The organism is Pseudomonas sp. GT1P32, assembly GCF_054897805.1.
Window position 1 is genome coordinate 1,064,836 of record NZ_CM142704.1, and the last position, 25,937, is coordinate 1,090,772.

The following is a 25,937-nucleotide window of genomic DNA, read 5'->3' on the forward strand; positions in this document are numbered from 1 at the left end:
GTGTGTGGGGGCAGGGCAGGCCGAATTCGGCCTGCACGAGCCCGAGGCGGCAGGTAAGACACCTGCCGCCTGATAGGTGAAACGTCGGTGAGGGTTAGAGGGCCTTGGCCCTGTCGCGCAGCACGTACTTCTGGATCTTGCCGGTGGATGTCTTCGGCAGGAGGGTGAAAATCACCGTGCGCGGGACTTTGAAACCGGCCAGATGCTCGCGGCAGAAACTGATGATGTCGGCCTCGCGAACGTCCTGGTGATCAGCCTTCAAAGTGATGAAGGCGCAGGGCGTTTCGCCCCATTTTTCATCGGGGCGGGCGACCACGGCGGCTTCCATCACCCCCGGATGGCGATAGAGCACGCCTTCGAGTTCGATGGTGGAAATGTTCTCGCCACCGGAAATGATGATGTCTTTGAGGCGGTCTTTGATCTCGACATAACCGTCGGGGTGACACACCGCCAGGTCGCCAGTATGAAACCAGCCACCCTCGAATGCTTCGGCGGTGGCCGTCGGGTTTTTCAGGTAGCCCTTCATCACGGTGTTGCCGCGCATGAACACTTCACCGATGGTCTGGCCATCGCGCGGGGTCGGTTCCAGCGTCTTCGAATCGCCGACCATCACACCTTCGAGCGTTGGGTAGCGCACGCCCTGACGAGATTTGATCTGCGCCCGTTGTTCCAGCGGCAGTTCGTCCCATTCCGCATGCCAGGCGCAGAGGGTCACCGGACCATAGGTTTCCGTCAGGCCGTAGACGTGGGTGACCTTGATGCCCATTTCCTCCACGGCACCGATGACTTTGGCCGGCGGCGCAGCACCGGCGACCATGGCGTTGACCGGGTGGTCGATGGCCGCCTTCGCCGATTCCGGCATGTTGACCAGCGCGTTGAGCACGATCGGCGCGCCGCACAGGTGCGTGACCTGATGTTCGCGAATCAGCGTGAGGATTTTCTGCGGATCGACCCGGCGCAGGAACACGTGAACGCCGGCGAGCGCGGTGATGGTCCACGGGTAGCACCAGCCGTTGCAATGGAACATCGGCAGGGTCCAGAGGTACACCGGATGGTTGCCCATGGCCCAGGTCATCTGGTTGCCCAAGGCATTCAAATAAGCGCCGCGGTGGTGATAGACCACGCCTTTCGGATTGCCGGTGGTGCCGGAGGTGTAGTTCAGCGAGATGGCTTGCCACTCGTTGGCTGGCCATTGCCAGGCGAACGCCGGGTCGCCTTCGGCCAGCAACGCTTCATAGTCCAGATCGCTGACGGCCTGGCCTTCACCGTATTCCGGGTCGTTGACGTCGATGACCAGAGGCGGGTGATCAAGCATGCCGATGGCGGCGTGAATCACGTCATGGAACTCGCGGTCGGTGATCAGCACCTTGGCCTCGCCATGCTGGAGCATGAACGCAATGGCTTCAGCATCCAGGCGCACGTTGAGCGGGTTGAGCACGGCGCCAATCATCGGCACGCCAAAATGCACTTCCAGCATTTCCGGGATATTGGGCAGCATCACCGCCACGGTGTCGTCTTTGCCGATGCCGCGACCAGCCAGCGCCGAGGCCAGGCGTCGGCAACGGGTGTAGGTCTGCGCCCAGGTACGGCGAATCGAGCCGTGGATGACGGCGGGGTAGTCGGGGTAAACATTGGCCGTGCGCTCGAGGAAGCTGAGCGGAGACAAGGCGATGTGATTGACAGCCGAAGGGCCTAGCCCTTGTTCATAGATCGACATGTGCAGTACTCGGTGGCTGATTGTTAGCTCTATCGGTGGCCTTTCAGCGTCGCTGCTGAGGTCACCTTTATATGTCCGGTGTGCTTTATATAACAATCCTCCATCGATATGGAAGTACAACCTATTGTGTATGGTATATGTACTATATTTGATTCGTGCTGAACTAAATGACTACCGTCAAATCGCCAAGGCCGGTATATCCTTGGCTTCCCCAACGAAGCGGACCCGTGATGACCCTGACTCCCGTTCGATTGCACAGCTGGTTGCGCCTGCAGCGTGAGGCCGTGCCTCTGGCCGCCCGGGCCGATGCGTTGTGCCGGGCCTTGCAGGATTGCCCCGAGGTGCGTCGCGCGGTTTACCTGAGCTGGCAACCCCAGGCGCGAATCTACAGCCATGAAGGTGCCGCCCAGCATTTTCCCCCGGGCCAGGGCGACCCTTCGCTGGCCAGCGATCAGTTGCTGTTCGAGCGTTTGCTGGAAGCCGGGCGCCTCGACCTGGCGCAAGTGCGGCAACTGGATTGCTGGTTGGCCGGTCGACTGCGCCGCGCCGCCATCAGCCATGGCCAAGTGTTCGATCTGGCGTTGACGCCTGGGCAGGCCGGGTTGTTGCTGGTGGAAGTCTGCGAAGGCGTGAGTTTCGATTGGCTGGGGTGGGTGCAGGATTTGCTCACGACTTTGCTCAGCAGCGTCAACGGCATGCTGCGTGGCTCGCCACTGCTGGGCCACGATCCGCAACCGAGCCTGTTGCTCGACGCGCAGGGACGGCCGCAGGAATTCAACGCGGCGTTGCTGGCGCTGCTGGCGGAAAAGCCGCTGACCGACGTTTTGGGTTTTCTGCCGGTCAACCATCGGGTACTGGTGCGCGCGTGTCTGGACCAGCAACGCGCCATTGAAGGGGTCGAAGCCCAGCTCGAAACGCAGATTCTGATCTGGACATTCATTCCCGATCCCCAGGACAACCGTGTTCTCGCCCGTTGCCGCGACGCCACCACGCAAGTGCTGGCCGAGCGCGAAGCGACTCAGGCGCGGCGGTTGTACCGGCTGATCATCGAGAACACCACCGACTTGATTTCCCGGCACACACCGGACGGCTGTTTTCTCGATGCCTCCCCCGCATCATGGACGTTGCTCGGCTACTGGCCGGAAGAACTGCGCGGGCAAATGGCCCAGGGCCTGTTCCATGGCCAGGACCTGGCCAGCCTGGTGCAGCGTGCCCGCGATGCGCTGGAGCAGGACGGTTATCACACCATGACCTATCGCATTCGCCATCGGGACGGGCATTACCTGTGGTTCGAAACCGCCAGTCGGGCGATTCGTGAAACCTATACCGGCACGGTGGTCGAGGTGGTCAGCGTCTCCCGGGACATTACTGCCAGAGTGCAGGCCGAAGAGAACAAGCGGCGCCTGGCCGAAGTCGTCGAGGTCAACACCGATCCGGTGCTGTTCATCGACCCCGAGGGTCAAGTCACTTACCTCAACCCGGCGGCACGCCGCATCCTCGGCATAGGCGAGCAACAGCCGATGCCGGTCCTGGCGCAACTGTTCGCCAGCGCAGACTTGACCCGTCTGCAACGTGACGGCTGGAGCGGCGCCGAACGCGACGGCGTCTGGAGCACCGATGCGCGCTTGCAACCACCGGGCGGTGGCGCGTCGGTGCCGGTGTCGCTGGTGCTGTTGGCGCATCGATCGGCCGGCGGCGAGCGCTACTATTCACTGGTGGCGCGGGACATGACCGAACGTGAGCTGCGCGAAGTGCAGCAGCGCCGCCATCAGGATGAACTGGCGCACACCGCGCGCCTGGTCACCCTCGGTGAACTGGCCTCGGGCATCGCCCACGAAATCAATCAGCCGCTGGCCGCGGTGGTCAATTACGCCAACGCCAGCCAGCGTTATTTGCAGACTGTGGATTCCAATCCCCAGGCGGCCGCCCGGGTTGCGCAAGGGCTGGAACGCATCACCCATCACGCCACGCACGCCTCGGAAGTCATCCGCCGTCTGCGCGCGTTTCTGCGCAAAGGCCAGCGCCGCATGCAGGCGCTGAACGTCACCGATGTCGCCCGCGAAGCCGTGCGTTTGTGCGCCTGGGAAGCGAGTAATTGCCAAGTGACAATCGAGGATCGTCTGCCGGATAATCTGCCGCCCGTTTATGCCGATCGAGTGTTGCTGGAACAAGTCCTGCTGAATCTGTTGCGCAATGCCATCGATGCCAACCGCGAACAACATCCCGGCCAGCCCTCGCTGATTATGATGACCGCCGGGCAGGGCAGTGCCGCCACCGTGGACATCACTGTGCAGGACCAGGGGCCCGGTGTGAGCGAGCCCGAACTGGAGCAGATTTTTACCCCGTTCTATACCAGCAAGGCCGATGGCCTGGGGCTCGGTTTGTCCATGAGCCGCAGCATCATTGAAGGTTTCGGCGGTGAATTGCAGGCCCACCGCCAACCAGTCGGGCTGCTGATGTGCTGTCGCTTGCCGCTTGCCGGTCCAACAAAACAACAACAGGAATAATGCAATGGCGGGTGTGACGGAGCACGTGGTGTATGTGGTCGATGACGATCAAGGCATGCTCGATTCAACGGTCTGGTTACTGGAATCAGTCGGCCTCAAGGCGTTGCCGTTTACCAGCGGTGTTGAGTTCCTCAATGCCTGCGATGCCAGCCTGGCGGCCTGTGTGCTGCTGGATGTACGCATGCCCGGCATGGGCGGCTTGAACGTGCAGGAAGAAATGCGATTGCGCGAACTGAACCTGCCAATCATCTTCGTCAGCGGTCACGCCGATGTGCCGATCGTGGTGCGTGCGTTCAAGGCCGGCGCTCACGACTTCATTGAAAAGCCCTACAACGAACAACTGCTGCTGGACAGCGTGCAACAGGCCCTCAGCAATTGCGCGACCCACCGCTCGGGTAATCAAGGGCATGAAGCGTTGCAGGCGCGTTTGCTCACGCTGACCCCACGGGAACGCGACGTCTTGTTGCCGCTGGTGCAGGGTTACACCACGCGCGAAATCGCCGAGCAACTGGGGGTAAGCGCAAAAACCGTCGACCTCTACCGCTCACGCGTGATGAAACGCATGCAGGCCAATACCCTGCCGGACCTGGTCGGCATGGCCATTGCCGCCGGACTGGTTGATCCATTGAAGCTGCGTTGAATCCACGCGTTTTCCGCCGAACGTCTATGCTGGGCTAACCGATCCCGTACCGTTGCAGTGATCAGGAGGCCTCCATGGAGCCCACTTCGTTCTCCGAGAAAACGCTGACGCGCACGCTGCTCGATGTCCTTATCCGGGCTGGGTTGATCGCGGTTCTGGTGCTGTTCTGCTTTGAAATATTCAGCCCGTTCCGCGACCTTATGCTGTGGGCGCTGATCCTGGCGATTACCCTTTACCCGCTGCAGGCGCGGCTGAAAGGGCCCCTGGGGCAGAATGACGGGCGCATTGCGACGCTGATTATCCTGATCGCCATCGTCATCCTGGTGTTGCCGATTTACTTTCTGGGCACCTCGATAGCCGACTCGGTCCAACGTGTGATGGAAGTGGTCAAGGGCGGCGACTTTCACCTGCCACCACCCGCCGAATCCATCGCCAGTTGGCCATTGGTGGGGCAGCCGCTGTTTGACTTGTGGCTCGAGGCCTCAACCAATCTTCCCGACCTGACCGCCAAATACCTCCCGCAGATCAAGCACTTCAGCCTGTCCCTGTTGAGCAAATTGGCCGGCGTCGGCATGGGTTTCCTGACCTTTATTTTCGCCTTGATCATCGCCGGTATTTTCATGGCCTATGGCGAGAGCGGCAATCGCAGCGCGGTGCAGATTGCCTCGCGGGTCAGCGACCCGACCAAAGGGCCGAAAATTGCTGCGCTGTGCACCGCAACGATCCGTGCGGTCGCGCTGGGCGTGGTCGGGATCGCGTTCATCCAGATGCTGCTGGTGGGACTCGGCTTTGTCTTCAAGGGCATTCCCGGCGCCGGTTTGCTGGCCCTTGGGGTGCTGTTGCTAGGCATCATGCAATTGCCGGCGACGCTGATTACGGTTCCGGTGATTGCCTTCGTGTTCGCCACCGAAGGCGCCAACACCTCGACGATCGTGTTCGCCATCTTCGTCTTCGTTGCCGGCCTGGTGGACAACGTGCTCAAACCGCTGCTGCTGGGGCGCGGTGTCGATGTGCCGATGCCGGTGGTGCTGATCGGCGCGCTTGGCGGGATGGTCACGAGCGGCATCATCGGGTTGTTCATCGGTCCGGTGGTGTTGGCGGTCGGGTATCAATTATTCTGGCAATGGGTCCGGGATCGGCCGTCGGAAGGAGGGGGGCCGCCACTATGAATGCACCGGGTGATGAACTGCTGGCTCGCGTACTGATCGCCCATGGTGGTCTGGAGCGCTGGAGCAGTTTCAACCAGGTACGCGCCACTATCGTGACCGGTGGCTCGCTCTGGGCAATGAAAGGGTTGACCCAGGACAGCGCGCCACGGCAGATGACCGTCTGGCTGCATGAGCAGCGGGCCTCGGTGACGCCCTTTGGTGGGGCCGATCAATTCACCGCCTACACTCCGGATCGAATCGCCATCGAAAATACCGCCGGCAAGGTGATCGCCGAGCGATCGAAGCCCAGAGAATCCTTTCGCGACCATGGGGAAAACAGTCCCTGGGATCCCTTGCACCGAGCGTACTTCAACGGTTACGCGCTTTGGTCGTACCTGACCATGCCTTTCCAGTTCACCTGGTCGGGTGTCGTGACCGAGGAAGTCGAGCCCTGGCATGAGGGCGCGGAGCGCTGGCGTCGTTTGCGGGTGACCTTCCCCGAGACAATCGCCACGCACTGCGCGGTGCAGGATTTCTACTTCGGTGCAGACTTTCTGTTACGTCGTCACGACTACAACGTGGATGTCAGCGGTGGCCTGGCTGCCGCGCAGTACGTTCATGGCTATGTTGAAACCGACGGCTTGCGCATGCCCGGCAAGCGGCGCGCCTATCGACGCAAGGCCGACGGTCAGGCGGATGAGCACGCCTTGCTGGTGGCCATTGATCTCAGCGACATCGGCTATTCGTAATGCACTGCGGAGGAATGAATCATGACCCTGCATGCCTGGGAAAAACTCTATCTCGATGACCTGAGTCTGGGTCAGGAGTTTGAAAGCGACCCTGTTCGCGTCCATCAGGAAGCCATGTTGGCGTTTGCTCGCGAATACGACCCGCAACCTTTCCATTTGAGTGCCGAAGAGGCCGAGTTGAGTCTGTTCGGCGGTCTGGCGGCCAGCGGCTGGAACACTGCGGCCCTGACCATGAAGATGCTCGTGGCCAGCGTCCCCCTGGCGGACGGCATCATTGGCCTGGGCATCGAGCTGAGCTGGCCGACACCGACTTATCCGGATGACGTGTTGCGCCTGTTCAGCACGGTACAGGCCATCGAGCCGTCGGCCTCCAAACCGGATCGGGGCGTGGTGACGCTGTTCATGGAAACGCTGAATCAGAATGACAAGGTGGTGCAGCGTGCGACCGGGAAGTTGCTGGTGTTCAGAAAGCCGCCAGAGGATTAAAGAGCAAACCGGTGAGTGCTGCCTGTGTTCGCCTTTCCTCGACTTACAGATCCCCAAACAAGCTGCCCGGGGCCGCGGCCCGGCGAAGAAACCGCGGCGGCCGATCAATCAGGCGGCAGGGAGCAGGCCTTTCTGTTTGGCGACATGAGTCGCCATTGCGTCCATCAAGTCCGGTGACAGGCAGTCATAGGGCTCCAGGCCGATAGAGCGCAGGCGCTCACGGATGGCTTTCATTTGTGCTGGCGGTGTGCCGGTTTCGATGATGGAGGACACGAACGCCGCGAAGCCTGGCGCAGCCCATCCTCGTTGGGGAGAGAGCTCGGTGTGGACGAAGTCCAGGCCATAAAACGCATGGTCCTTGTTCTCGATGCGCCCAAAGAGATGGGCGTGGCACTGCTTGCAGGCATGGCGCTGGATGGTGGCTTTTTCGTCGACAATGGCCAGTTTTTCGCCGTGGGCAGTCACGCTGACCTTGTCCCGAGGCACCACGGCAATGACGGCGAAGATCGCGTTTTGCGGTTTCCAGCATTTGCTGCAACCGCACGCGTGGTTATGCAGGGTTTGCGCGTCGATCCGGACCTCGACTTTGTCGGTCGCACACAGGCATTGCAGGGTGCCACCTGTGAAATTCGCGTCGGCGGGTTGGATGCCATTGTCCAGGACAGGATGAAGCTTCAAGGTGCTCACGTTGGCGTCTCCCTTTGAATGGGTCAGACAAAAGTGCCTGGGGCCTTACCCGGGCCGGTCGTTCACATAAATCCTAGACCAACTTCGGCAACCGGGTGCGGCCCTGGAAGCCTTCAAGTGCCGAGACCTTCAAGGTGCAGCCGATGACTGTCTATGGGGAAAACCTTCTCGAGTTGCCGCCCCCGTCATAACCTTCAAACTGCCGTTGACTGGTTTGACGGGGGCCAGGCCTTTTAGAAACTGAACCGCTGCAGCATGACGCCCAGTCCGTCGGACATTGCCTTTAGTTCCTGGGTTGTGCGCACGATCCCGCTTTGGGCGGTGGCGTTCTCTTCCACACTTTGCGCTACTTTCTCGACGTTGCAGGCGACCTGTTCACTGGCGGCGCGTTGTTCCTGGAGCGACACCGAAATGAAACTGACGGCCGCAAGGGATTCGTCCAGTGCACCCTTGATCCTGCCCATGGAAAGGCCCGCGCTTTCGACCAGTTTCTGACCATGCGTCACGCGTTCACAGCCGGCGGCCATGCTGTCTTTGGCTTTGACCATGCCGCTTTGTATGGCATTGACCAAGGCAACGATTTCCGTGGTGGATTGGGCTGTGCGGGCGGCCAGGCTGCGCACTTCATCGGCGACCACGGCGAAGCCGCGACCTTGCTCGCCCGCGCGTGCCGCTTCAATGGCGGCATTGAGGGCAAGGAGATTGGTCTGTTCGGCGATGCCCCGAATCACACCGACAATCAGGCTGATGTCGTTGGACTGAATCGCCAGTTGATCGATGTCCGATGAGCTTTGTGTCACCAGGTCGGCAATCTGGCCCATTTCCTGGATGGATGCCTGCATGACCTCCATGCCTTCGCTGGTGATTTCGCCGGCTTTCTGTGCGGTGCTTTGAGCCTGTCGAGCATTGTCGGCGATGTGAGTGATGCTGACGGAAAGCTCTTCTACCGTGGCCGCCATGGAGGAGGCTGTCTCGCTTTGCAGTGCGGCGCTGCTCAATCCTTGTTCGGAGGACGCAGACAATTGCAGCGTGGCACCCTCGATCTGCCCGGAGGCCTGGCTGATCTTGCCGATCATCTCGCTCAAGCTATGGCGCATCGCCTGGACGGAGTGCAGCACTCCCGTCGACAGTTGCTGATCAAACTGTGTCGCGGCGAGTTTCCCCTCGGCGATGTTCGAACTGATGGCCGCCAGTTCTGCCGGTTCGGCACCGAGCTGGCGGCTCAACAGGCGGGAGAACAAGACCGTGTAGGCCACGCCCGCGATCAGGGCCAATGCCAGAATCAACAGGCTGAGCTGGAGACTGGAGGTATAGGCGCTTTGGTTCTGCTCGAACTGGTTCTTGGCCTCTACCAGTTGAACCTCGATCAACTCGGAAAACTTGCCTGACAAGGGATCGATCAGTGGATACAGCTGATCTGTCGCGAAACGCGCGAGACCGGCGGCGTCGTTCTGGCGCAGCAGGCCCTGCAAGTTTTGCAATGGCCCGTGGGTAGCGGCCATCAGCGGGTCGATTTGCGCGATCAAACGGGTTTCTGCGGGGATCAGTTCCGTTGATTTGTACGCGCGCCACGTCTGATCGATTTCCCTCTGCGCTTGCTCTATTCGGGTCAACGATTCAGCGTTGGTGAAGTTGCCATTGCGTGCCTTGTGGGTGGCATCGACGATGTCCACGGCGTACAGGTCGGCGATTTTTTTCAAGTCCCGCAGCGGCACGACCCGATCGAGGTACACAGTCTCCAGACTGCGTACAGCGGATTGCATTCCCAAGAGTCCAAGCCCGCCGACGCACAACAAACCCAGGAGCAAAGTGCTGGTGAGCACAAGCAGATGAGTCCTGATTTTCCAGCTTCCCATAGTCCGTAATTCCTGAGTCAGCTAATCGATGGCGATCAAGAGGTCAGCGTAAGGTGCAATAAAGGCACATTGGCATCATTGGCTGAGACCCAGAAGAAAAAACATCGTGTGATCGGCGAGAATTTATGAATTTGCGACATTGGGAGACACGCTATTGGAGTCGGCGCGGTCGATGATGAGTGTGCAGGTTGCCTGGTCCATCGCTGAATTTTTCACTCACTACTGAGCAAGATCGCAGACTTGACCCAGAATGAATCTACTGCGCGCTGTTTGTTATCCCTGAGGGCTAAAGTCCCATGAGCGATTCGGATGCTCCACCCCCCGTTCCCGAACCGGGCCGGATTACGCACAGGCATACTGGCGATCAAGCCGGCTTGAGCCGTTGGCTGCCGGGGCTGCGGATGTTGAGCCGTTACAAGATGGCATGGTTGCGGCACGACATTGTGGCCGGACTCGTGCTCACCACCATGCTGGTGCCCGTCGGCATCGCCTACGCGGTGGCGTCGGGAGTCCCCGGCATTTATGGCCTTTACGCGACCATTGTTCCATTGCTCGCTTATGCGTTGTTCGGCCCCAGCCGAATCCTGGTGCTGGGGCCGGATTCCTCATTGGCAGCCATTATTCTCGCCGTAGTCCTGCCGTTGTCCGGTGGTGACCCGCATCGCGCAATCGCCCTTGCCGGCATGATGGCGATCGTCTCGGGAATAGTGTGCATCCTGGCCGGTGTCGCACGGCTGGGCTTTGTCACCGAGCTGCTATCCAAACCGATCCGCTATGGCTACATGAACGGCATCGCACTGACGGTATTGATCAGTCAACTACCCAAGTTTTTCGGCTTTTCGATTGAATCCGACGGACCGCTGCGCAACCTGTGGGCCATTGCCACCTCGGTGATGGATGGGAAAACCAACTGGACCACCTTCATGATCGGTGCGGCCACCGTGGTGGTCATCTTGTTGCTCAAGGACAAAAAACGCGTGCCGGGGATTCTGATTGCCGTGGCAGGCGCCACCGTCGCCGTCGGCGTTCTGGACCTGACAACCCACAATGTCGCGGTCCTCGGCTCGCTGCCCCAAGGCTTGCCGGCGTTTGCCATCCCTTGGATCAGCCGTGCCGATATCGTTCCGGTACTGATCGGAGGCTGCGCCGTTGCGCTTGTCTCGTTCGCCGACACCAGTGTGCTCTCGCGCGTTTATGCGGCGCGGACCAAGAGCTATGTCGATCCAAACCAGGAGATGGTAGGGCTCGGCGTCGCCAACCTTGCCGGTGGTTTGTTCCAGGGGTTTCCAATCAGCAGCAGTTCGTCACGCACGCCTGTGGCCGAGGCTGCGGGGGCCCAAACACAAATTGCCGGCGTGGTTGGAGCGCTGGCTGTTGCTTTATTGCTGGTGTTTGCCCCGGATTTGCTGAAAAACCTGCCCACCAGCGCACTGGCGGCGGTGGTCATCGCTTCGGCTATCGGCCTGATCGAGGTCGCCGACTTGCGACGGATTTACCGTATCCAGCGCTGGGAATTCTGGTTATCGATCGTTTGTACGGTCGGTGTGGCCGTATTCGGCGCCATCGAAGGCATTGGCCTTGCCATTGTCGTCGCGGTGATCGAGTTTCTGTGGGATGGCTGGCGGCCGTATTCTGCGGTGTTGGGTCGCGCCAAAGGCGTCCAGGGCTATCACGACATCACGCGTTATCCGGATGCGCGTCTTATTCCCGGCCTGGTGCTGTTTCGCTGGGATGCGCCGTTGTTTTTTGCCAACGCAGAACTGTTCCATGACCGAGTGCTGGACGCCGTGGCGACATCACCCACGCCGGTTCGTTGGCTGGTGGTAGCAGCCGAACCGGTCACCAGCGTGGATGTGACTTCCGCCGACATGCTGGCCGAGCTGGACGAAACCTTGAACGAGGCTGGCATCACGTTGTGCGTGGCCGAGATGAAGGACCCCGTCAAAGACAAGTTGAAGCGCTTCGGACTTTTCGAGCGGTTTGGCGAAGCTGCGTTTTTTCCGACATTAGCCGTCGCCGTCAGCAGCTATCTCAAGGTCCATCCCGAGGATAGGAGGGAAGGGCAGGAGGAGGACCGCGATTAGACAATGGTGTGGGCACGCTATAGAGCTACCGGCATCACTGTGCAGATCCATCACTGATCTACTTGCGCCTTTATTGCCAAAACATTGCAGGGCACCTTGTACAGCACGTGCTCTGTAGTACTGCCAAGCAGCTTGTGCAGTCCTTTTCGATGCGTATCGCCCATGATGATCACATCGGCTCGGCTGTGGGCCGCGAAGTCGGACATCACTTTGGTGGGCGGCCCTTCAATGAAGTGTTGTTGTTCAGAGGGCACGCGGTAGTTTTCAGCCAGCGTAATGAAGGACTTGTGCAGTGACCGACGTACATCGGTGCTGAAACCCGGCATCGTCACGGCGCCGGCACCGGCGTCAGAGATATGTGTCAGCGATGGATCGAAGGCGTGCAGCAGGTGCAGCTCTGCATCGCACTGCATGGCCATCCGCTGCGCAGCCACGATGATCCGTTCATTGAGGTCGTTAATCTGGTGCTCTGGATGCGACAAATCTACTGCCGCCACTATCACCCGTGGAAGTGGACACCTGACTTCGCTGACGAGATGAACAGCAACCGGGCAATCGCGCAGCAGATGCCAATCCAGGGGCGTGACGAATACGCGGTTGAGTGCTGATTCGTGGTGTACGTCCTTGATAACCAGGTCCGGTTGCAAGTCCTTCACATGCTGAAGAATTTCTTGAAGTACGTCCCGAGCCAATACAACTTCGGTGGTCACCGCAATGCCATTGCCACGTATCAGTTGGGCTTCATCTTGCAACCACTTCTGGTTCTCTTGCTGACAGATCTCGCGAAATTGCTCATCCCCGCTCATCAACCCCAAGATGTCGACGTCTTCAATGAACACCGCGATATGCAGCACTGCGTCAGCGGCTTTGGCCAGTGCGACTGCCCGCTCCATCGCCGGCGTGTGACGCATGGTGGGACCGACAATCAGAAAGAGGCGTTGATATTGGCTCATGTCGCACCTCCAGCATTCCGGGTTATCCGTTGGTTTTTGCCAGCACTCTCGTCCGCCACACCATTGGCGACCTCTACGGCCTCAACTTCCTGGATCGCCAATACCAATATACGCCTGCATTCAGTGAGCGCGCGGGACGAGTTGCCCTATGCACTTATTAAAGCTGGCAGGACGAGAGGGGTCATTGTTCCCACTGTTCCAGCAGTATCGAGACGAACTTTTCCGCTGCCGGAGAGAGTGAGGCACCTCTTCGGTAAACCAGTCCCAGCGATCGGTTCACGATAGGCTCTATCAAGGGGACGCTCACCAAGGTTGGATGATCCACCGCCGGCATTGCGAGGCTCGGCATTGCCGAAACGCCTAGTCCGGCTTCTACCAGGCCCAGCGATGTAGACAGGTGTTGCACCTCATAGAACCACTGTGGACGCCAGCTCAAGCCCGACAAAGCGTGGTCCAGCAACATGCGGTTGCCGCTCAGGCGACCGACCCCGATAAGGCGGTAGTTGCTCAGTTCAGACCAGGTGACCGAGCTGCGCCCGGCCAGCTCATGATCGCGTCGACACGCTAAAACAAAAGGCTCGTTGACCAACGGCACAAACTCAATGTCCGGGTGCTGGCCGCTCATCATGTTGATGCCAAAGTCGGCCTCGCCACGCAGAACAGCCTCCAGACCTTCGTTCGCACTGAGATCAAGCAAGCGAATGCGGATTTGCGGATAGCGCTCGTTGTAGAGGCGGATGACCGAAGGAAGAAAGTAGAAGGCTGCGGTGGGGATGCAGGCGAGGGTGACACGACCGCTCTGCCGCTCCGCCAACTCTCGGATGTTAAGTATCGAATCGTCGAAGTCATCCAGTAAGCGTCGTGCCTTGGGCAGGAAGTCTCGCCCAACGCTGGTGAGGCTTACCCTTCTTGTCGTGCGATCAAGAAGCGCTGTTCCCAATCCCTCTTCAAGCTTTTTCATTCTCCGACTCAACGCAGGTTGAGAGAGATGCAATGCATCGGCAGCTTCGTGGAAGCTTCCAAGTTCTGCGATCTTCACGAAAGATCGGATGTCATTGAGCTCATAATTCACTTTTTTTCTCTCTGCAGACGAGCGTTATTCAGCCCGGTCATCCTAGATTCGTCATGCGTTAAACGCAATAATCAGGCTGATATTTGCATTGGAAACAATTTTTAAAGCCTGCGACTCTTGCTCACAAGACATCAATAACCCCCATTGATCAACAAGAGTCAGTATTCATGCAACGAATTCCCTGTGTGCTAATGCGCGGTGGTACTTCCAAGGGCCCGGTATTTCTCGCCTGGGATCTACCTGTTGCGATCGAAGACCGTGATGAGCTGCTGCTCAACCTTATGGGTTCTGGCCATGAGCTGGAAATTGACGGCATCGGTGGCGGTAGTCCACAAACCAGCAAGGTGGCGATCGTCAGCCCGTCGCTGCATCCTGACGCGGATGTCGACTACCTGTTCGTTCAAGTCATGGTCTCCCAGCGTCGAGTCGACACTGCGCCCAATTGCGGCAACATGCTTTGCGCCGTTGGCCCGTTCGCCATCGAGCAGGGGCTGGTAAAAGGCACCAAAGACCTGACCCGTGTGCGTATTCGCAACCTCAACACGGGGACTTTTGTGAACGCCGAGGTGCAAACCCCGGGTGGCAAGGTCAGCTATGAAGGCGACACCGCCATCGATGGTGTGCCGGGTACCGCCGCTCCTGTACAACTGACCTTCCTGGATGCGGCGGGCAGCAAGACGGGCAAGCTTTTCCCGACTGGGCAAACGCAGGATCTGATCGACGGTATTGCAGTGACCTGCATCGACATGGCGATGCCGATGATGATCGTCGAAGCCGGCCAGTTGGGTAAGCGCGGTGATGAAAGTCCTGCTGAGCTGGATGCGGACAAAGAGTTTCTGCGTCGCCTGGAGTCCTTGCGACTGCAAGCTGGCCTGGCAATGGGCCTGGGTGATGTCAGCGACAAAGTGATTCCCAAGCCAGTACTGGTTTCACCGGCCAAGGCTGGCGGCACAATCCAGGTGCGCTACTTCATGCCACACAATTGCCACCGGGCCTTGGCGATCACCGGCTCCATTGGCCTGGCCACTGCTTGTGTCACTGAAGGCAGTGTGGTCGCGCAATTACTCGGCGGGGTTAGCGAGCCGCGCTTGCAGCAAGTACGCATTGAACACCCAAGTGGTGGAATAGATGTCGTATTGTCCTACACCGGCGCTCAGGGTGAGACCATTCGTGCTTCGGTAGTGCGTACATCGCGCAGGCTGTTCTCCGGTTTTGTCTACGCCGCGGCTTCTCAACGACTCGCCGGATAACTTCCCCTAGTCATTGCCGTTTTTGCATCAGCACAATTCTAAAAATGGGTGATGCCATGAAAGTTGTAAAATCGCTCTACTTTCAGATTCTCTGCGCCGTGCTGTTGGGCGTACTGGTCGGACATTTTTGGTCGCAGCAGGCCATCGCCTTGAAGCCGCTGGGTGATGCCTTCATCAAACTGATCAAGATGATGATCGCTCCGGTGGTGTTCTGCACCATCGTCACGGGTATCGCGGGTATGAGCGATAAACGCTCCCTCGGACGCCTGTTGAGCAAGACCATGCTGCTGTTCCTGGCGTTGACCGTGATCAGTCTGATTATTGGCCTGGTGTCGGTCTACCTGTTCAAACCCGGTGTGGGCATGAACATTGACCCCACCCAGTTGAGCACCAAGGGCTTGTCGCAGTACACCGATTCGGCCGCGAAGCTGGGAGTGGTCGAGTTTTTCATGCACATCATCCCCGACACGTTCATCGGCGCTTTCAATAAAGGCGAAGTATTGCCGGTGTTGTTCATCGCGGTGCTTTGCGGTTTTGCGCTGTCGGCCATAGGCGAGCGTGGCAAGCCGGTACTGGATGTACTGGAATCCGCCTCGCACATGGTGTTCAAGATCTTCTCCTACCTGATGCGCTTCGCTCCGATCGGTGCCTTTGGCGCTTTGGCGTTCACCGTGGGCCAGTACGGCATTACATCGCTGGGCTCGTTGGCCAAGCTGATCATGACGTTGTACATCGCCTGCGCCTTCTTCGTTTTTGTGGTGCTGGGGAGCATCTGCCGGGCGAATGGCTTCAGTCTGTGGAAGTTGCTGCGCTACTTGCGCGAAGAATTCCTGGTGGTGCTCGGGACTTCCTCCACCGAGCCGGTGATGCCGCGGATGCTGGAAAAGCTGCAAGCCCTGGGTTGCAATAAAGGCGTGGTGGGGCTGGTGTTGCCAACGGGGTACTCGTTCAATCTCGACGGTACGGCCATCTACCTCTCGCTGGCAGCGGTGTTCATTGCTCAGGCCTGCAACATCGAACTGAGCCTGACACAGACCGTGACCATGCTGGCAATCATGCTGTTGTCCTCCAAGGGTGCAGCGGGCGTCACCGGTGCCGGTTTTGTCGCACTGGCTTCGACGCTGACAGTGATCCATGACATTCCCTTGGCCGGCCTTGCCTTGCTGATCGGGATCGACCGTTTCATGTCGGAAGCCCGGGCTTTGACCAGTCTGGCAAGCAACGCCGTGGCTACCGTGGTGATGTCCATCTCGGAGAACGCCTGTGATCGCGAAACACTGATGCGGACTCTGGACGGCAAACCTTCGCCTGCTGCACCCCCAACCCAAGTCCAGAACCCCGATTGGGATGGCTTGAAGGTCACCGAACACGCTTGACCGTTCGCGGCTGAATCCAGCCCCTTAAATACCTCAATGAATAACTCCCGCCAGGCACCGTTGATCGTGCCGTCTGGCGGGGACGGGGTCGCGCGCCTGTGCGTCGGCCACGCTACTCATAAGAACAAGAGAACTGACCTATGCTCGCATTGCTTGGCTTGGCCATGGTGGTGGTCTTCACCGTCCTGATAATGACCAAACGGTTATCGCCGATTGTCGCGCTGACGGTGGTGCCGATAGTGTTTGCCGTCATTGGCGGTTTCGGTGGCACTACCGGCAAGATGATGCTCGACGGCTTGAAAATGGTCGCGCCTTCGGCCGCGCTCCTGCTGTTCGCGATCTTGTTTTTCGGCTTGATGATCGACGCCGGCCTGTTCGACCCGCTGATTCGCAAGATCCTCAAACGCGTCAACGGCGACCCGATGAAAATCGCTGTCGGCACAGCATTGCTGTCGCTGTTGGTGGCCCTGGACGGTGATGGCACCACCACCTACATGATCACCTGTGCGGCAATGCTTCCCCTGTACAAACGTATCGGGATGAACCCGATGATTCTGGCGACCATTGCCATGCTTTCTCTGAGCATCATGAGTGGCATGACCCCTTGGGGAGGGCCGGCGACCCGAGCGATCGCGGCGCTGGGCCTGGATGCCGGTGAATACTTCGTGCCGTTGCTGCCGACCATGATTGGCGGCGCCATGTGGGTGGTGTTCACCGCGTTTCTGCTGGGCCGTGCCGAGCGCAAACGGATCGGCAATATCCAGTTGGAAAGCGGCGGGGGAGATTGCTACATCAAGGCGATTCTTGAAGACACGCCACACAAGCGACCGAAACTGGCCTACGTCAATCTGCTGTTGGTGATCGCGGTGATGGTTGCACTGGTGATGGGGATCATGCATTCCGCGATCCTGTTCCTGATCGGCTTCGTACTGGCGCTGATGATCAACTATCCGCAACTGGATATTCAGAAGGAACGCATCCTCGCCCATTCGGGCAACGCCATGACCGTCGTACTGTTGGTGTTTGCCGCCGGCATCTTTGCCGGGATTTTCTCCGGCACCAAGATGGTCGATTCTCTGGCGCAAACCCTGGTTGACTGGATTCCGCCGTCTTGGGGGCATCTGTTCCCGCTAGTGGTGGCGATTACCAGCATGCCACTGACATTCGTCCTGTCCAACGATGCTTATTACTTCGGCGTGGTGCCCATTCTGGCGAATGCCGCTGCGGCGTATGGCATTGACCCGGTGGAAATCGCCCGGGCGTCGATTCTCGGGCAGCCAGTACACCTGATGAGTCCGCTGGTCGCCTCAACCCTGTTGCTGGTGGGGATGGTCGATCGTGATATCGGCGACTTCCAGAAAGCCACCGTCAAATGGGCGGTGCTCACTTCACTGGTCATCACCGCGCTAGCCCTGTTGACCGGGGCGATCAGTCTCTTCACCTGATTCACCCAAGTCACCTGTTTTCTCCCAAGGCGCCTCGCCAACGAGGCGCGCGCTGTCCTGCACTCCAAATAACAACAATGAGTAGTTTGCCATGACCACTTTGCATACCCACCGGGCGCTGTTTTCACTTCTTGGTTTGTTGCCGCTGGCCAGTGCCAGCGCAGAAGGATTTATCGATGACAGCAAGCTCAAGCTGCAATTGCGCAACGTCTATTTCAATGAAAATTTCCGCGACGAGCATGGCTTGAGTGCCAAGTCGGCAAGGACGGCGAAGAGCGAACGAACCGAATGGGCCCAGGGATTCCTGTTGGATTACCAGTCGGGATTTACCCCCGGCACCCTCGGGTTTGGTGTTGATGCGCTTGGCCTGGTCGGGGTCAAGCTCGACTCCGGCCGTGGCCGCAGCGGTACGGGCCTGCTGCCCGTCCATGATGACGGTCGCGCGGCTGACGAATTTGCAAGCCTGGGTATGACTGCCAAGGCCCAACTGGCCAAGACCACAGTCAAATACGGCACCTTGTTACCCAAGACTCCGGTGCTGATCTATAACGATGCGCGTCTGTTGCCGCAAACGTACCAAGGCACACAGATCAGTAGCGTCGACATCGAAAACCTCACCCTCACCGGTGGCTACCTGGATCGATTCAAACTGCGCGATTCCACCGACAGCATGCCGATTGTGCCCGACGGTTACGGCGGAGATAAATCGGGGGACTTCAGCTATGCAGGGGCCGAATACAAGCTGGGGAAAAACGTTCGTTTAAGTTACTTCTACGGCGAACTGGAAAACTTTTACCGTCAGAATTTTGCAGGTATCCAGCACGATCTACCCTTGGGCGGCGGCGTGCTGACCAGTGACTTGCGCTACTTCAACAGTGTCGATACCGGCTCGGCCTACGGTGGCAAGATCGACAACAACATGCTGAGCGGGCAACTGTCCTACGCCATTTCCGGCCATACATTCGGCGGCGGCTATCAGACCCTCAGTGGTGATGCAGGATTGCCCTTTATCAGTGGCGCAACGGTTTATTCGTTCAGCAACGCCGGGATAGGCAAGTTCATCGAGGAGGATGAAAAAACCTGGATGCTTAATTACGGCTATAACTTTGCCGCCGTTGGCGTGCCGGGCCTGACTTTCTCTACTCGCTATCTGAGCGGCAACGACGGTAAGTCCAACACCACGGTAAAAGAGTGGGAACGTGACGCCGAACTGGCTTATGTCGTGCAACAAGGCACCTTCAAAGGCTTGGGTGTGCGGTTGCGTAACTATGTTTATCGCTCTGATTATTCCCGCGGCCGAGACAGCAACCGGATCTACTTTACCTACGACATCGCGCTCTGGTGATTCCCTGATCGCGGCCTCGCGATATTCGCAGGCCGCCTTTTAAGCCTCGGCCTCACAGGATTGGGTGAAGGATTTCAACGATGTCGTTTAAAACCAAAATACTGTTGCTGACCTTGTTTCCGGTAATGCTGTTTGCCCTGATTTCAGGTTTGAGCACCCGCAGCACTTTGCAGTCCCAGGCCGAGCAAGAAGTCGCTCAGACCCGCGAGCGACTGCTTGAAGAGAGCCGCACTCGGCTCAAGGATTACGCGAGCATTGCTCGCACTTCCATAGCCGAACTTTATGATCGGGCTGCTGCCGGGGACCCGTCCAGCCGAGCCTTGGCGATCAGCCGCTTGTCGAAAATGAAGTATGGCGATGACGGCTATTTCATCGGTTATGACAGCCAGGTTGTACGCCTGTTTCGCGGTGACAGCAGCGAAGGCGTCGGCACCAACATGAGTGATCGCAAAGACATCAACGGGAAATACCTGAACCGTGAAATGGTCGCTGCGGCAAAAAATGAGACTCACTTCGTCACCTATTCAGGTGGGCTGGTCAACACCGATAAGGTGGTGGCGAAGCTCGCGTACAGTTTTTATTTGCCCAAGTGGGACATGGTCGTGGTCACGGCGATCAATCTGGACAGTATTGACGTTCAGGTCGCCAAGGTGCGGGCTGATGTTGATGCGCGGGTGCACAGTTTGATGTACAGCATCGCCATCATTGCTTGTGTGCTGGTCGGCATTATCGGTGTGTTGGCTTTACTGCTGGTCAAGCGCAGCTTGCGTCCCTTGACCCTGATCCGGGCACACCTTGATGAAATCGCTGCGGGCGAGGGGGATCTGACGCGGCGTCTACCGGTGGTCAGTCGAGATGAGCTGGGGCAACTTGCCGGTTCGTTCAATGCGTTTATCGATCAGATTCACAGCCTCGTCAGCCAGATCGTCGCCATGAGCGAGCAGTTGAATGGATCTGTGAGCCATGTGGCCGAGCAGAGCAGACATATTGACCGTGCCATGGATAAGCAGCGCCAGGAAACCGACCAGGTGGCCGCGGCGATAAATGAGATGTCATCGGCGGCACAAGAAGTATCGGTCAGCGCACAAAACGCTGCCGACGCTGCCGTCGAAACTGACAGACAGTCCCGGCACGCGAGGCAAATCGTCAATGGCAGCATGACTCGAATTCAGGCACTGACCGTGGAGCTTGATGAGAGTGGTTTCTCCATGAAGAGCCTGCAAAACGATGTGGCTTCTATCGTCACCGTGCTGGATGTGATCCGCTCGATTGCCGAGCAGACCAATCTCCTGGCACTCAATGCGGCTATCGAAGCCGCTCGTGCCGGCGCTGCCGGGCGAGGGTTTGCGGTGGTTGCCGATGAAGTGCGCGCGTTGGCCAGTCGTACTCAGCGCAGCACCCAGGAAATCCAGGCGATGGTTGAGCGTCTCAAGGGCACGACTGATGGCGTGGTCAGTGCGATGCATCAATCCACCAAAGCTGCTCAAGGCGCTAACGCTCAGGCCGATCAGGCGGGTGAGTTCCTGGGCAACACTGTCGAACTGATCGCGACCATCAACGCGATGAACGCACAAATCGCGAGCGCTGCGGAGGAGCAGACCTCAGTGGCTGAAGAAATCAACCGCGGGGTGCATCAGATCGCGCGCGCCATTGATTCCGTTGCCACCCAGACCAAGAGCGGGGTCAAGACCGTCGATGAGCTGTATATGATCGGCAATCGTCTTCAAAGCTTGCTGGGGCAATTCAAAATTTGATGCCGTGTTGCAGACGAGCGGGAGCAGGGCGGTTAGACGGGGCAGGGGCCCTTTTACAGGTCATTTACATCACTCAATGCTCATGGGCATGTGAATGGAGGGTCAGTGCACCCGGTACTTTGGTGCGCTCGAGCCCCCCACGTTCCAGCCACCGGAGGGTCTGCACATAGGCACGCTGCAGCAAAGACTCGGTCTGGTCAAAGTTGAACACCGAGACATCCACAGGACACAAGGGCGGGACGATGTGCAAGCTGGTGACAGCGCGGAAGTGTTCGATGTCGCTCACCAGTTGACGCATGCTCATCAGGTTGACGGTGTGCAGGGCCAAGGCGACCAGGCCCCGGGGCGGTTGTGTCAGGGCGCAACTCACGCCGGTGGGGATGACCACGACGTTGGTGGCTCCCAAGGCTACGGCCGTCGCAATAGGTGTATTGCTCGCCACGCCGCCATCAACCAGAAACTGATCGGCGATTTGCACGCACGGAAACACCAGCGGGATGGCAGCGCTGGCCAGTAACGCCTGCTCAAGGTTGCCACTGGACAGAACCGTCTCGGCACCACTGAGCAGGTCGGTGGTGACGATGTACAGGGGCAGCGTCGCTTCTTCAATGCGATGTATGGGAAGTGCCTGCCCCAGCAATCGGTGTAACGCCGCCGGCTGCAATAAAAAACCACGCCGCTTGATCAGTCCTTTGCAGGTGTCGATCCAGGAGAGGGGAAAGATGTCAGCTTTACTCAGCCCACGCCAGAATCCGGCGAGCGCCTCGACACCCTCGGAATCAGGCCTTGCGGCAAAGTAGGCACCGTTGATAGCGCCTACCGACGCGCCGACGACCATGTCGAATCGAACATTGGCCTCGACCAGGGCCCGCAACATTCCCACCTGCACCGCACCCAAACTGCCGCCGCCAGCGAATACGATTGCGGTTTTGGTGACCATGGTCGAAGTCTCTGTGCGGAGATGTATCGAATGAGTGTAGCTGACGGGTCGGCGTTACTTACGGGGGGCTCGCCACATGATTGAAGCGGTGCGAGCCCGTGTAAGCCGTTTGAGGGATGTTTGAATTGGCGCGGGTGTCCGCAAGTATCTGGCGCAGACGGTGCTCTCAGTCTGCGTTTTTGTTGAGTTCCTGCGCTCCAACTTTTGGCGGGGCGGGTGCGGCGCTTCCGGCTGGAGCCGCATTGGTAGGCTGGGCGGTCGTAGAAGCAGCCTTCGGTGCCTTCTGCGCTCCAGGTATTGCATGGTTCCTGTTGAGATCGAGAGCTGCCCTTAGTTGATCCAGTGGAGCGATCGACTGATCTTTGTCCAGCTCGTTGAACTCCCAGTAATTGGTATGCGAGATCCAACCGGACCACTTGTGGGTTTTCACAATCAAGTCACGAACACCGGGCATGAGCGGCGCGATCGGTCCACCGATGATATCCCCCTTGAAAACATATCGGCTGGGGAAATAAAGGTTAGTCCAGGCAACGACAGCGAATACCGCAGCGTCGTTGAGTACGGTCACATCCTTTTGCAGCGTCTGGTCTTCTTTGTTCCTATGATCGAACGAAAAATACTGATCATTCTCCAAAACCGGCGGGCAAAGCGGTAATTCGCGCTCTTCGGCTCGCTGATGGAAGTCCTTTACGTCCTTCGCAAGCAGCATGCTGCTATAGGTGAGTGGGCAGCCGAGCGTAACGAAGTCTGTGACCAGCCAGCCAGCGTCGTTCGACCTCTGTTCGAGATCCACAGCGCGGGTCTCCGCCTGCCATTCTTCCGCGTGCTTTTTCATTTCTTCGACCGTCGGATTTTTCTTTTTCGCGATCTCCATCGCCAGTTGTTCGGCCTTCTGGATAGCATCTCTTGCTCTAGGGGGAAATTCGCCCAGCTTCCATTTTTCGTTGATGCCTGTACGAACGCCGTTCATATGGCGTTGCCAGGCAAAGGTCAAAATGTCATAGCCAATCACGCTTCCAAGGCTATGGCCCACGACGATGATCCGATCATATCGTTTGCTCTTCGCGAGCTTGTCCAGCAAGGCTAACCCCGCTGCACGTATTTTTTGCCGGGCCTCAATGTTCTCTGGTCTGGGGCTAAGGTACACAGCCGCGTCCCCGGCATAGCTGCGCACGAGTAGCGAGATGCCCGTACCAACGAGGATAACCAACCAGGGCACTGTCCAGGCGGTATGAGACTCAACGTTGCTGCCAAAGAGGAGCCGTATCGTTTCGCTTGAACCAGAGAAAAACACAGCTATAGCAACTACCCAACTAATTACCCAGAGCGGCTTCAGCGGCTTCGGCACGTCCTGCCCGCGGCGCCACATCAATATCCAGAACCAGCTCACCAAACGACTCCACGTGGAGGTGGGCATCAGATGGGCCCAGTAAAACTCGTAAAAATCCGTCCGATCAATCTTTGACCCGGAGCTGACTAGCCGCCGAAGCTCAAGATTATCCGCGAGAAGGTCGGGCCTGCTGTAAAACTTGGGCATGGTCCACGCTCGCGTTTGCTGCGTGGGCGGGGTGGCCTGATCAAGTGGAGAATGGAGCGTGGAATCGACGAAGCCTCGCAGCGTTTCCATTGGTCTCTGTTCGCCAACTCCATGTATCAGAATGACTGCCTGCCTGAACCGAGCCATGCTCATCTCCTTTAGTAATCTATGCACCTAAACCGCGAAGTGCGTACCGGTCCAGGACATTTGGACTGGCCTCGCCATCTTGCTTGCATCTTGCTTGCTCATTCAATCTTCAACAGGGTAGCCCGAAGAGTAGAAGCGAATGTGGCGGTGTGCCTTTTTTTGGCAACAATCACGGCATTGGTTTCGACAATTGCTTTATGGCCGTCGAAGCGCACGAACCCGGAGAACAGGCCTTCAAACCAAGGCAGTCGAGAGACTGGGTGAACATCGTCGGGAAGAAAGTGTAGGTAAAGGGCAGGGGTGAGCTAATTGAATTCCAGAAATGCAGTTAAAGTGGTCATCATCGCCTCAATCGCTGTGTGAAAAATGAATCCTCCGCTTTTTGTTTCTCTGGATGGGCCCAAAGGCACCGGCAAAACCACGCTGTTGGAGGCCGTAACGGCAGCGCTGAGGGCTGACAACAAGAAAGTTATCCGACTTTGCGAGAGAAAAAGCGATCCGTACAGGGGGGAAACCATGGCCCTTGTTAATGAACTTGCCAGAAATTCCTCACGGGATCTGGAATGGGCTGTGTGTGAGCGCTTTGCTGATAGTCGTAGCTGGATTTCCCGGAACGTGCTGACTAAGCAGCCGTTGGGCAGCATTATCTTGATTGATCGCTGGTATCCGTCTGATGCCGCGTTTCGACAAACCATACCGTTTGCAGAGATCCTCCAGTTGAACCTGGAGCGAAACGTGCGAGTGCCGGATCTGCATGTCGGAGTCGTCACCGCGCCGGATATTTCATGGGCAAGAGCAACGGCACGATCGCGAGGACTGGGCGGCACTGTGATCCGGAAGCACTCAGAACATGTCGCGTGTACCGAGATGTTCGAGCAAGCGGTTGCGGATCACGGCTGGGTGTTGTGCCGTAATGAAGGCACGATCGAAGACGCAGCGATGCAGGTGATTGCTGAGATCTATAAAGTCGCTGGGTGACACGTATAGCGTAATACATCATTTAACATAATATACATTACACGTAACAATATGTTTCGAGATCAGCCCGGTTGCACGCAGATTTTGAAGCACTGATTCCCCCCTCGATCCTCAATCTCTCGTCAGTTGCTCAATCAACCCTCCATGCTCTGGAAATTCTTCACTGAGCTTTTTCCTGTCGCCCATTTCCATGTCCGCAAAATGAAACTCTGGTGTTACCGCTTCACTGATCAAACCGAATCCCGCCGATCCCTTCATCAACCGCGAAGCTTTCCAGATGCCGCCCGGTACATGCAGCTGTAAACATTCTCCGGCTATAACGTCGCTGCCCATCACGACAGTTTTTAATGTGCCGTCCGGGAAAATCAGGCTGTACTCAATGGCGTCGCCCAAGTGGTAGTAATGCATGATGTCGGATCGGTTCAGGTGAAACTGGCCGATGGGCGAATCTGTGGTCAACAGGTAATAGATGGAGCTCATCGTGTAACGTGGACCACCAATCGTCTCGACCAAAGGCTGTTGATCAGCCTGATAGGTTCTTCGGTAGTAGCCACCCTCGACATGCGGTTCAAGGTTAAGCGCGGTCACGAGTGCTTCACTGTTTAGCTGCAATTGCTGCTCCGAACGCCATGATGGCAAATAGCTATACTAAATAGCCCTTTAGTTAAGTTAATCAATAATCACACCGCACTGGTGTTCACCACTCGCGCTGTTCGAATGAACAACGCACGCACTTTTTCCCAGAAGTTTCCCCCCAGTACAAAAAAGCTGCCGATCAACATCAAGTCGCCCAACGCCTGAAGCTGCCAGATGTTTGGCCTGAGTCCAGGCCAGATACTATCTACGTAGGGCTCCAGAAATGCCGAAATCAGCGGCAGGCAAAACATCACCACACCGATCCCATGACGCCACGGCCCAACTTCGGTGTCGGTTGCAGGTGCCAGTTTAGACATGTAGCCAAATACAGTGCTTTTAAGCTGCTGAAACCCCGCCTTGCCCATGACAGCAATGACGATAATCAACAGCACTTTGTTACTGATAAACAGGACGCCAGTCAGCGCGGCGATCCTGGAACCCGGCAGGCCGGCTGCCGCCATGATCGGCACCAACAGCCAGGAGCCGAGCATCAGACAAAGAATCGCGATGCCTAGTTTGAATCGCCAACCAGCGGTATGAGGTGCATTCATGGCTGTCGTACCTGTTAAAAGGGTCAAGACGTTTGAACAGCTTAGCAGTCAGTTGATCATTTGGACGTCTATGCTCCTG

The 25,937-nt window shown here is 57.9% G+C and carries 20 protein-coding genes and 2 pseudogenes; 13 read left to right on the forward strand and 9 right to left on the reverse strand.

All coding sequences use genetic code 11. The features are described from left to right. Positions 1-94 precede the first annotated feature (94 nt). A complete protein-coding gene (locus ACYZUC_RS04965; RefSeq protein WP_461994009.1) occupies positions 95-1,717 on the reverse strand; it encodes an acyl-CoA synthetase in 1,623 nt (540 codons plus the stop codon). Positions 1,718-1,947: 230 nt separating this feature from the next. On the opposite strand from ACYZUC_RS04965, the gene ACYZUC_RS04970 reads away from it, so the two are divergent. The 5 genes from ACYZUC_RS04970 (at position 1,948) to ACYZUC_RS04990 (ending at position 7,247) form a co-directional block, all read left to right on the forward strand. After that, the gene (locus tag ACYZUC_RS04970) at positions 1,948-4,224 is read left to right on the forward strand and encodes a PAS domain-containing sensor histidine kinase (RefSeq protein ID WP_461994011.1); all 2,277 of its coding nucleotides are present in this window, start codon (positions 1,948-1,950) and stop codon (positions 4,222-4,224) included. 4 nt (positions 4,225-4,228) lie between these two features. Further along, entirely contained in the window at positions 4,229-4,864 is a 636-nt protein-coding gene (locus ACYZUC_RS04975; protein ID WP_084323405.1) for a response regulator transcription factor, read from the forward strand. A 74-nt stretch (positions 4,865-4,938) separates the two neighbouring features. Then, entirely contained in the window at positions 4,939-6,033 is a 1,095-nt protein-coding gene (locus tag ACYZUC_RS04980; RefSeq protein ID WP_461994013.1) for an AI-2E family transporter, read from the forward strand. After that, complete coding sequence (locus tag ACYZUC_RS04985; protein WP_461994015.1) at positions 6,030-6,761, forward strand: hypothetical protein; 732 nt, start codon at positions 6,030-6,032, stop codon at positions 6,759-6,761. The genes ACYZUC_RS04980 and ACYZUC_RS04985 overlap by 4 nt, the downstream gene beginning before the upstream one ends. A gap of 21 nt (positions 6,762-6,782) precedes the next feature. After that, positions 6,783-7,247, forward strand: coding sequence for a MaoC family dehydratase (locus ACYZUC_RS04990; protein WP_461994017.1), 465 nt, complete (start codon positions 6,783-6,785; stop codon positions 7,245-7,247). A 108-nt stretch (positions 7,248-7,355) separates the two neighbouring features. On the opposite strand, the gene gfa is transcribed toward ACYZUC_RS04990, so the two are convergent. Next, complete coding sequence (gfa, locus tag ACYZUC_RS04995) at positions 7,356-7,934, reverse strand: S-(hydroxymethyl)glutathione synthase (protein WP_461994019.1); 579 nt, start codon at positions 7,932-7,934, stop codon at positions 7,356-7,358. 233 nt (positions 7,935-8,167) lie between these two features. After that, positions 8,168-9,790 (reverse strand): methyl-accepting chemotaxis protein, encoded by a 1,623-nt coding sequence (locus ACYZUC_RS05000; protein ID WP_461994021.1) that lies wholly within the window; start codon positions 9,788-9,790, stop codon positions 8,168-8,170. A gap of 296 nt (positions 9,791-10,086) precedes the next feature. Here ACYZUC_RS05000 and ACYZUC_RS05005 point away from each other — a divergent pair, with 296 nt between their 5' ends. Beyond that, positions 10,087-11,874 carry a SulP family inorganic anion transporter gene (locus ACYZUC_RS05005; protein WP_461994022.1) on the forward strand — a complete coding sequence of 596 codons (1,788 nt, stop codon included), beginning with the start codon at positions 10,087-10,089 and terminating at the stop codon, positions 11,872-11,874. 50 nt (positions 11,875-11,924) lie between these two features. Here the strand turns inward: ACYZUC_RS05005 and ACYZUC_RS05010 are convergent, their stop codons facing one another. Continuing rightward, a complete protein-coding gene (locus ACYZUC_RS05010) occupies positions 11,925-12,827 on the reverse strand; it encodes a universal stress protein (RefSeq protein ID WP_461994024.1) in 903 nt (300 codons plus the stop codon). 181 nt (positions 12,828-13,008) lie between these two features. Next, positions 13,009-13,899: a LysR family transcriptional regulator gene (locus tag ACYZUC_RS05015; RefSeq protein ID WP_032828620.1), complete on the reverse strand. Its 891-nt coding sequence runs from the start codon at positions 13,897-13,899 to the stop codon at positions 13,009-13,011. 167 nt (positions 13,900-14,066) lie between these two features. On the opposite strand from ACYZUC_RS05015, the gene ACYZUC_RS05020 reads away from it, so the two are divergent. From ACYZUC_RS05020 to ACYZUC_RS05045, 6 genes and pseudogenes are all read left to right on the forward strand, one after another. Further along, entirely contained in the window at positions 14,067-15,149 is a 1,083-nt protein-coding gene (locus ACYZUC_RS05020) for a 4-oxalomesaconate tautomerase (protein ID WP_223480008.1), read from the forward strand. A 44-nt stretch (positions 15,150-15,193) separates the two neighbouring features. Beyond that, positions 15,194-16,525: a dicarboxylate/amino acid:cation symporter gene (locus tag ACYZUC_RS05025; RefSeq protein ID WP_461994026.1), complete on the forward strand. Its 1,332-nt coding sequence runs from the start codon at positions 15,194-15,196 to the stop codon at positions 16,523-16,525. 140 nt (positions 16,526-16,665) lie between these two features. Continuing rightward, positions 16,666-17,970 carry a CitMHS family transporter gene (locus ACYZUC_RS05030; protein WP_008041516.1) on the forward strand — a complete coding sequence of 435 codons (1,305 nt, stop codon included), beginning with the start codon at positions 16,666-16,668 and terminating at the stop codon, positions 17,968-17,970. Positions 17,971-18,061: 91 nt separating this feature from the next. Then, positions 18,062-19,315, forward strand: a complete 1,254-nt coding sequence (locus ACYZUC_RS05035) for an OprD family porin (RefSeq protein ID WP_461994028.1) — start codon at positions 18,062-18,064, stop codon at positions 19,313-19,315. Between the two features lie 125 nt (positions 19,316-19,440). Then, positions 19,441-20,211, forward strand: a pseudogene (locus ACYZUC_RS05040) (cache domain-containing protein); the annotation flags it as partial. A gap of 342 nt (positions 20,212-20,553) precedes the next feature. Continuing rightward, positions 20,554-21,069, forward strand: a pseudogene (locus ACYZUC_RS05045) (methyl-accepting chemotaxis protein); the annotation flags it as partial. 73 nt (positions 21,070-21,142) lie between these two features. Here the strand turns inward: ACYZUC_RS05045 and ACYZUC_RS05050 are convergent. Both ACYZUC_RS05050 and ACYZUC_RS05055 read right to left on the reverse strand, forming a co-directional pair. Continuing rightward, positions 21,143-22,009 (reverse strand): patatin-like phospholipase family protein, encoded by an 867-nt coding sequence (locus tag ACYZUC_RS05050; RefSeq protein ID WP_461994030.1) that lies wholly within the window; start codon positions 22,007-22,009, stop codon positions 21,143-21,145. 166 nt (positions 22,010-22,175) lie between these two features. Further along, positions 22,176-23,546: a hypothetical protein gene (locus tag ACYZUC_RS05055; protein WP_461994031.1), complete on the reverse strand. Its 1,371-nt coding sequence runs from the start codon at positions 23,544-23,546 to the stop codon at positions 22,176-22,178. Between the two features lie 513 nt (positions 23,547-24,059). Between ACYZUC_RS05055 and ACYZUC_RS05060 the strand changes: the two genes are divergently transcribed. Then, positions 24,060-24,671, forward strand: coding sequence for a dTMP kinase (locus ACYZUC_RS05060; RefSeq protein WP_461994032.1), 612 nt, complete (start codon positions 24,060-24,062; stop codon positions 24,669-24,671). Positions 24,672-24,782: 111 nt separating this feature from the next. Here ACYZUC_RS05060 and ACYZUC_RS05065 read toward each other — a convergent pair whose 3' ends face one another. Together ACYZUC_RS05065 and ACYZUC_RS05070 are read right to left on the reverse strand one after the other, a co-directional pair. Beyond that, a complete protein-coding gene (locus ACYZUC_RS05065) occupies positions 24,783-25,283 on the reverse strand; it encodes a cupin domain-containing protein (RefSeq protein WP_461994033.1) in 501 nt (166 codons plus the stop codon). Between the two features lie 68 nt (positions 25,284-25,351). Next, the gene (locus ACYZUC_RS05070) at positions 25,352-25,858 is read right to left on the reverse strand and encodes a transporter suffix domain-containing protein (RefSeq protein WP_461994034.1); all 507 of its coding nucleotides are present in this window, start codon (positions 25,856-25,858) and stop codon (positions 25,352-25,354) included. Positions 25,859-25,937 lie beyond the last annotated feature (79 nt).